At 63.1% G+C, this 6,465-nt stretch carries 10 protein-coding genes; 7 read left to right on the top strand and 3 right to left on the bottom strand.

Annotated features, from left to right (window positions below; all coding sequences use genetic code 11):
- The 3 genes from SPHS8_RS19980 to SPHS8_RS19970 all read left to right on the top strand — a co-directional run.
- On the top strand, positions 1–458 hold a 458-nt coding region (locus SPHS8_RS19980), incomplete at its 5' end, for a type IV secretory system conjugative DNA transfer family protein (protein ID WP_236575278.1).
- Between the two features lie 76 nt (positions 459–534).
- Positions 535–966 carry a hypothetical protein gene (locus SPHS8_RS19975; RefSeq protein ID WP_007686151.1) on the top strand — a complete coding sequence of 144 codons (432 nt, stop codon included), beginning with the start codon at positions 535–537 and terminating at the stop codon, positions 964–966.
- An 869-nt stretch (positions 967–1,835) separates the two neighbouring features.
- Positions 1,836–2,948 (top strand): replication initiator protein A, encoded by a 1,113-nt coding sequence (locus tag SPHS8_RS19970; RefSeq protein WP_007686147.1) that lies wholly within the window; start codon positions 1,836–1,838, stop codon positions 2,946–2,948.
- A 63-nt stretch (positions 2,949–3,011) separates the two neighbouring features.
- Here the strand turns inward: SPHS8_RS19970 and SPHS8_RS19965 are convergent, their stop codons facing one another.
- From SPHS8_RS19965 to SPHS8_RS19955, 3 genes are all read right to left on the bottom strand, one after another.
- Positions 3,012–3,326, bottom strand: a complete 315-nt coding sequence (locus tag SPHS8_RS19965; RefSeq protein ID WP_007686146.1) for a ribbon-helix-helix domain-containing protein — start codon at positions 3,324–3,326, stop codon at positions 3,012–3,014.
- The gene (parA, locus tag SPHS8_RS19960) at positions 3,323–3,976 is read right to left on the bottom strand and encodes a ParA family partition ATPase (protein ID WP_007686145.1); all 654 of its coding nucleotides are present in this window, start codon (positions 3,974–3,976) and stop codon (positions 3,323–3,325) included. The genes SPHS8_RS19965 and parA overlap by 4 nt, the downstream gene beginning before the upstream one ends.
- Positions 3,977–4,102: 126 nt before the next feature.
- On the bottom strand, positions 4,103–4,744 hold the full coding sequence (locus SPHS8_RS19955) for a SprT-like domain-containing protein (protein WP_008831324.1): 642 nt from the start codon (positions 4,742–4,744) through the stop codon (positions 4,103–4,105).
- A 414-nt stretch (positions 4,745–5,158) separates the two neighbouring features.
- Between SPHS8_RS19955 and SPHS8_RS19950 the strand changes: the two genes are divergently transcribed.
- The 4 genes from SPHS8_RS19950 to SPHS8_RS19935 are packed head-to-tail and all read left to right on the top strand — an operon-like array spanning position 5,159 to position 6,397.
- Positions 5,159–5,440 (top strand): type II toxin-antitoxin system RelB/DinJ family antitoxin, encoded by a 282-nt coding sequence (locus SPHS8_RS19950; RefSeq protein ID WP_007685985.1) that lies wholly within the window; start codon positions 5,159–5,161, stop codon positions 5,438–5,440.
- Positions 5,409–5,729, top strand: a complete 321-nt coding sequence (locus SPHS8_RS19945) for a type II toxin-antitoxin system YafQ family toxin (RefSeq protein WP_007685988.1) — start codon at positions 5,409–5,411, stop codon at positions 5,727–5,729. The genes SPHS8_RS19950 and SPHS8_RS19945 overlap by 32 nt, the downstream gene beginning before the upstream one ends.
- 35 nt (positions 5,730–5,764) lie before the next feature.
- Positions 5,765–6,184 carry a helix-turn-helix domain-containing protein gene (locus SPHS8_RS19940; RefSeq protein WP_007685989.1) on the top strand — a complete coding sequence of 140 codons (420 nt, stop codon included), beginning with the start codon at positions 5,765–5,767 and terminating at the stop codon, positions 6,182–6,184.
- A 51-nt stretch (positions 6,185–6,235) separates the two neighbouring features.
- Positions 6,236–6,397, top strand: coding sequence for a helix-turn-helix domain-containing protein (locus SPHS8_RS19935; RefSeq protein WP_015449421.1), 162 nt, complete (start codon positions 6,236–6,238; stop codon positions 6,395–6,397).
- The last annotated feature ends 68 nt before the right edge of the window (positions 6,398–6,465 follow it).

Below are 6,465 nucleotides of genomic sequence, written 5' to 3'. Positions count from 1 at the left end.
TACCGGATTTGTTCGCTCTTAGCGTGCAGATACGTCACTTTCGTGTAGTCACCCCTATGGGCCTGATGGCCGGTTACGGCATCCAGCTCTGGCCGATCTTGCAGGACGTTCACCAGCTCCGCGCGCTCTACGAGCGCCGCGCCGGCACCTTCCTGTCCAACGCCGGCGTCTTGCAGATATTCGGGGTCAACGATCACGACAGCGCCAAGCTCGTCTCCGATCTGCTCGGCCAGGAGACGGTCGTGTTCGAGACCATGAGCCGCGCGATCGACGCGGAGGAAACCGGCATATCGTTCGGGTCGCAGCATGTCGCGCGGCCCCTACTCACGCCCGATGAGGTCCGCACCATGCCGGCCAATCTGGAATTGTTGTTCCTCGCGGGGCAACGCCCGATCGTCGCGACCAAGCTCGCTTACTATGCCGATCGCGAGTTCGCCGGGAGATTCGACAAACCGTGAACCGGACTATCGAGCAAGGGGATAGGCCGATTGTTGTATAGTGTCAGAACCGCCGCCAAGGGCGGAAGGATAGGATATGGATCAGCGCGTCATTGATCTTTGGGACCGGCTCATGGCCTATGGAGAGAGCGGTTCCGCCCCTCTCCCCGCGATCCGCGATGAAGTGTTGGAGCTGCACGCGGCGATTACCGATGAGGAAAGCCGGCTTGGCCTCATGCGGATATTCAATCTCGTTTGCGACCTGGTGGCCGTGCATCTCCAAGAGACGAACGGCAATGTTGAAGCCTTCGCCCAACACCGCCAGGGCCAGATATGGATGTTCCTGCGCGCGGAATGCCTTGTCGATGGCGTGCTGGACCGGGACCGGCTGCGGTATGTGACCGGGCGCGAGGTGCAGGCCGGTCGCATGACGGAGGATGATCCGCTGCGCCGCTACGCATTGGGCGATGACTCCGCCTTTGATGGGCTTATGGCAGCGCCGCCGCCACAGAAGCGGACGCGCCATTAGGACCGGCTCAAATTCTACGCGCTAGATCCTCTGACCCCGCGAGGATCTAGCTTTCCAAAAAATCAGCCGCCTGGGAAGCCCGTAGAGCGCCATGCCGGCCGAACCCTCCCCGACCTTGCCGAACGTCTGAAATGAGGCCCAGCGGCCCGGAAATCGCGCCTGTGGCGACATTTCCGCCTGCCCTGCCCTCTCGGATTGATCGCTGTCCTATCCGCCTGGCTTTTCTGGAAAGCCAATTGCGACGGTGCTGCTGGCGCTGTGGCTGCGATGGAGGCGCAGCGTTTAAACGATCCCCTTTCTAACAAAAAGCGTGCCGGCGAAGCCGGCTCATCATGGGGATGCCGGGTGGGAGGATCGCTAAAGCGATCCGGGGCGGCCGAAGGCCGCGAGCCGGCGGGGCGAAGCCCCAAGAGGCGGTGTTTTTCTTCTTTCTGATTGTGCCTGAAGCGCGGCGCTGGTGAGTCGCGCTGCCGTTGTCCCGATTTTCGGGACAAGCTGTCCGATCTGGCGGGACGCTGGTGGGTGAAACCACGATGATCCAGCCTCTCGTCATAATCTTCCGCTGAAGTTATCCACAGGTCAGCCTAGTGTTAAAATATGGGTTTAGTGATGTGTTACGGAAATTCGGCCTGCCCGGAAAGGCGCAGAAATCCTCGCTTTTTTGGCAGAAATTTGCCGCGCGGTGAATCCGCTCTGACGAAAAAGCGAATCCAGAGTGACGAAAAGGCGAATCCACTATGACGATAGCGCCAGGCCTTCCCTGCCGCGCTCAAGCGTAATCGAAATGACGATAGCGCGGCGGTGAATCTGAAATGACGATAATCCGCTTGCGTATGTGAAATGACGATAGTAGCCCTAGCGTTAGTGAAATGACGATAGACCCCTCCCCTTCCCTGTTTGACGCGCCGATCGCCGCGCCGGTCTCGGCCGTGGACGGCGACGATCGCACGCCGCTGCTGCCGGTGCGCCATCCCAACCAGGACTTGTTCATCTGCGACGTGCTGGACGCCATCCCCAAGGATGACATGGCCTCAATGGAGCATCCGGTGTTTTCGCTCTCGACCAAGCCCGACAACCGGACGCGGCGCTACGAGCATAACGGCAACGTCATCGAGATTATCCCCTCGGGCAAGGGGCTGGCGACGATCCACGACAAGGACATATTGATCTACTGCATTTCGCAGCTCGTCGCGAAGATGAACCAGGGCGAGCAACCTAGCCGCACGGTGCGCCTGCAAGCCTATGACATGCTCGTCGCCACCAACCGGCAAACCAGCGGCGAAGGCTATCGACTGATGGCCGACGCCCTCACCCGCCTGCGCGGGACCACGGTGCGGACCAATATTCAAACGGGCGGTGTCGAAGAAACGCGGATTTTCGGCCTGATCGAAGAGGCCAAGATCACGCGCAAGACGTTCGATGGCCGGATGCTTGATCTCGAAATCACCCTGTCGGATTGGGTCTATCGCTCGGTCATCAGCAAGAACGTCCTGACGCTCCACCGCGACTATTTCCGGCTCCGCAAGCCGTTCGAGCGGCGCATGTATGAACTGGCGCGCAAGCATTGCGGCGTGAAGGACGAATGGAAGATCGGCCTAGAGTTGCTACAGAAGAAATGCGGCTCGAACAGCCCGCTCCGAGTGTTCCGGGCCTTGGTCAAGAAGGTCTGCGAGCATGACGCCGATCACGGCCATTTCCCCGACTATGCGGTGACGATGGATGATGACGTGATCTTGTTCCGCAACCGCTCGGGCCTCAAATCCAAGCCCGATCCGGTCGCCAGCGCCGGCGACGATGCGCCCTATATCGACCCGGAAACCATGCACGACGCCAAGACGGCCGCGCCAGGCTATGACGTGTATGCGCTCTATGACGAATGGGTGTCGTGGTGGCACGACATGGGCAAGCCCGAACTCAAAAGCCCTGCCGGGGCCTTCCTCGGCTTCTGCAAGAAACGGCACGAACGCAAACCACTACGCTGATCCCCTGCTCTATGCGGGCAAGCGGCCATGTTTACTTACCCGCATGTTTGCATGTGGACATGCTCACTTGCCTACAGGGCTTTCCCCCATCTTGCGAAGCCAGTCGTTGAACGCCTCGGCCATCGCGTCCTGTAGGCTCATGCCGTGCTTGCGGGCGGTCATGTGCATGGCGAAGGACATTTCCGGGCTGAAATAGCCCGTCATGGCCTTCTTGCCCTGACGGCTCGGCGCAACCGGGTTGCTGCTCGATCCGCTGCCGGAGCCTGCGCCAGTGCCACGGGCGATCGGCGCGGCCGCCCTCCCCTCCGGCTCGACCATCGCCGGCGCTGGCGCTGCATCGCGATCCCGCAATGCGAGCAATGATCCCTTCCGGCTCATGCGTTGGCCCTCCGCTTCCTAGATGCTTGCATGTTTACATGCTCGCATGTCCACTTGTAAAGCTGGCGCACCTCATCGGCCGCCTTGCCGCTCGGCTCGATCTCCATCGCCGTCTTGCCCTCGGCCGCCGCGTGGCGAAAGGCGGCGCGATCCGCGATATGGTGGGGGCAGGCGTCAAGCCCATAATCCTGCACGAGCTGCGCGGCTTCGTCATACATGCGCGGCGCGGTCGGGCTTCCCGCCGTGAAGATCACGAAAGCAGGCTTGCCGCGCATCTTCACAAGGCTGGCGGTCGTCTTGATCGCCGCCAAATCGAACGCGCTGGGGCGGCAAGGGATCAACACTAGGTCGGCCGCCTCGACGGCGGCGCTGGCGGCGCTGTCGGCGTGGGGCGGGGTGTCGATTACGATGAACGCCGCGCCCTGGCCCGTCGCCTGCTCGATCTTGGCGGCAAGGCGAGGGGGCGCGCTGTCGATCACGACCGGGGGCGCATCCTGTCGCCATGCCGCCCACTGGCTCGCCGTCGCCTGCGGGTCGACGTCGATCACAAGGGCGGTATGCCCGGAATCCTCGGCGGCGGCGGCCAGGTGCAAGGCGAGGGTGGTTTTCCCCGCGCCGCCCTTCTGGCTGATGATCGCGATTGTTGGCATGTGAATATCCTTACATGATCGCATGTTTGCATGTGGTCATACTGGCTTGCTCCGGTTGCGTCAACGAAACCCCGAACTGGCGCGCAGCGTCAATGAAACCCCGAATTGCGGGGAGGGGAGGGCGGTCTAGCCGTCGTCGCCGCCCTCATCCTCGCTGCCGTCGTCCAGCGGCTCATGCTCCATGCGGCCGTGATCCTCGATCGGGCAAAGCGGCGCTCCGGCCAGCTCAAGCCATTTGCGCGCGGTCCTCACGGTATAGCCGCACGTCGCGCACTCGCATTTGAGCATCCGGGTTTTCTGCTTCTTCGGCGCGGTCGACTCCCCATCGGTGTCGAGACGGGCATGGGGGAGGGGGCCAACGGCGTCCAAGATCGGCGCGACGGCCGCAAGAAACGCCTCGCCGGGGGTGGTGGCGCGCATCGGCCCGACGAGCCCCAGCCCCAGCGCGATCCGTTTAAACGCTTTCCCATGCCCTGCCGGGATGCCGACGGCGGCATGGACCAGCTCATGCGCGAGGATGGCCGCGATCTGCGCCGGCATGGCGTCAGGCGCGTGCGCGAGGTCGGGCCGGATGAAGATTTCAAAATGCCCGTCCGCGCTCAGCCGGTTATCCCAGCACTCGCCGATCGCCTTGCCCTTCCGGCCCGAGCTGGTGAAGCCGATCGCCACGCGGATACGCGCGGGCAGGGGAGCGTCCAACGCCGCGAACAAGGGGGCCATGCCCGCCGCCACCCGATTGAGCCAGCTTTCCCGGTTGTCCTGTTCCATACCTTCTACTCCCTTCAAATCGCCCTGCGGGGCGATGGCTGCGGCCATCGCTCCCGAGTTCGCGCGGAGCAGCCGGCGAGAGAGGGGGGCAGCGGGAATCTGCGGGAGTGGTGCGGGCGGGCGCTTCGCGCCAACCCGGTCCCGCTGATTGCCGTTGCTGGGGAGAGGCGGCCGGGACCGCCTTTCCCCATGCGAACGAACATCATGCCGGCGCACGCCGGCACCATGCCCGAGATCCGCTTGCGATCTCGGCCCCGCCATGTGGGTCGTCACCTTCGGCCAAGACCGCTTGCGGGCTTGGGGAGCGAAGCGAGTAGAGCCACGGTGCCGCGCAGCGGCAGGCGCAGTCTCCTCGCCTAGATTGAAATTGTTGCTCAAATGAGCTACATCGTTCGTCTGACTAGGGAGATTCCAATGGCTGCTACCGCGTTCGTGCGTGCGCGCATCGACGAAACATTGAAGGATGAAGCCGCCGCCGTCCTAGCCGAGCTGGGGCTGACGGTTTCCGATGTGGTCCGCATGACGCTTACGCGGGTCGCCAAGGACCATGCCTTGCCGTTCGAGCTGAAGGTGCCCAACGCCGAGACGCGCGCCGCGATCGAATCGTCCCGCGCGACCATGAAGGCGCGTCGTGCGCGCTTCACCGATCCCAAGGAACTGTTCGATGCCCTCGACCAAGAAGCCCGCCAGCAGTAAGCGGGCTTCGTTCCCAAGAGAGGCATCCTACGAAAAGCGGTTCGTCAAGGATTGGGAGCGGCTGTCGCGCAGCGGCCGCTACAACATGAACCAGCTCAAGGAAGCGATGATGCTGCTCATCGCCAACGATGCGCCGCTTGGCCCGGAATGGCTGGACCACGCCCTCAAGGGCGATTGGAGCGATCATCGCGAGTGCCATATCGGCGGCGATTTCCTGCTGATCTACACGATTGAGGGCAATCTGGTGAACTTCGTGCGCGCGGGAACCCATTCGGAACTGTTCGAGTAATCGGCTCGACGGCCGAACGTTTGGAAGGCAGGGCAATGAACGCCGACGACATGAAGGTCGAAACCTTCGCCTGCGTCTTTGACGCAATCGCCGACACGCCGGAGGAGGCGACGGAGTTGAGGACGCGCGCGGACCTGATGCGGGGCATCACCGCGCGGGTGAAGTCGTGGGACGTGCCGCTGGGCGAGGCCGCCAAGCGGCTCGGGCTGACGCCGCCCCGCCTCAACGACCTCCTGCGCGGGAAGTTTAACAGATTCTCGCTGGATGACCTGATGACCGCCGCGACGGCGGCGGGCATCGCGCCGCCGGCACCGCGCAAAAGCTCGTGGGATGACCTGCGCGGGATAGTGAAGGGCAACGGCGCGCGGTTCACGATCGAGGAAATCAACGACGCCATCGCCGAAGCCGGCGCAGCAGCCGGCATGGCCGGGATGAACGACCATGACGGGGACTGATCGAAACGGCGAAATCCTTTATCCACCGATGGAGGCGGCCGAAATCCGGCGGTGCGCCAGGAGAGCGGTTTGAGCCAGGCCGGGTTTGCGCGCTTGCTGTGGGCGCACAAGCGCACGGTCCAGCGCTGGGAGGCCGGCACGATGCGGCCGACTGGCGCGGCGCTCGCCTTGCTGACGCTGGTGAAGCGGCGCGGCATCCAGATTCTCACCTAGAAGGATTGATAGATGTAGGCGATTGCAAAGATACTGGCCTCTGCTCGCAAACAGCGCGGATTTCTGCT

Source organism: Sphingobium sp. S6 (assembly GCF_905120495.1).
GTDB classification, from domain to species: Bacteria; Pseudomonadota; Alphaproteobacteria; order Sphingomonadales; family Sphingomonadaceae; genus Sphingobium; species Sphingobium agri.
This window is presented reverse-complemented; position numbering and strand designations above follow the sequence as displayed.

Coding starts and splice junctions, on each gene's coding strand:
- SPHS8_RS19975 (WP_007686151.1), top strand. CDS start 535: ATGGATCAGCGCGTCATTGATCTTTGGGACCGGCTCATGGCCTATGGA.
- SPHS8_RS19970 (WP_007686147.1), top strand. CDS start 1,836: ATGACGATAGACCCCTCCCCTTCCCTGTTTGACGCGCCGATCGCCGCG.
- SPHS8_RS19965 (WP_007686146.1), bottom strand. CDS start 3,326: ATGAGCCGGAAGGGATCATTGCTCGCATTGCGGGATCGCGATGCAGCG.
- parA (WP_007686145.1), bottom strand. CDS start 3,976: ATGCCAACAATCGCGATCATCAGCCAGAAGGGCGGCGCGGGGAAAACC.
- SPHS8_RS19955 (WP_008831324.1), bottom strand. CDS start 4,744: ATGGAACAGGACAACCGGGAAAGCTGGCTCAATCGGGTGGCGGCGGGC.
- SPHS8_RS19950 (WP_007685985.1), top strand. CDS start 5,159: ATGGCTGCTACCGCGTTCGTGCGTGCGCGCATCGACGAAACATTGAAG.
- SPHS8_RS19945 (WP_007685988.1), top strand. CDS start 5,409: ATGCCCTCGACCAAGAAGCCCGCCAGCAGTAAGCGGGCTTCGTTCCCA.
- SPHS8_RS19940 (WP_007685989.1), top strand. CDS start 5,765: ATGAACGCCGACGACATGAAGGTCGAAACCTTCGCCTGCGTCTTTGAC.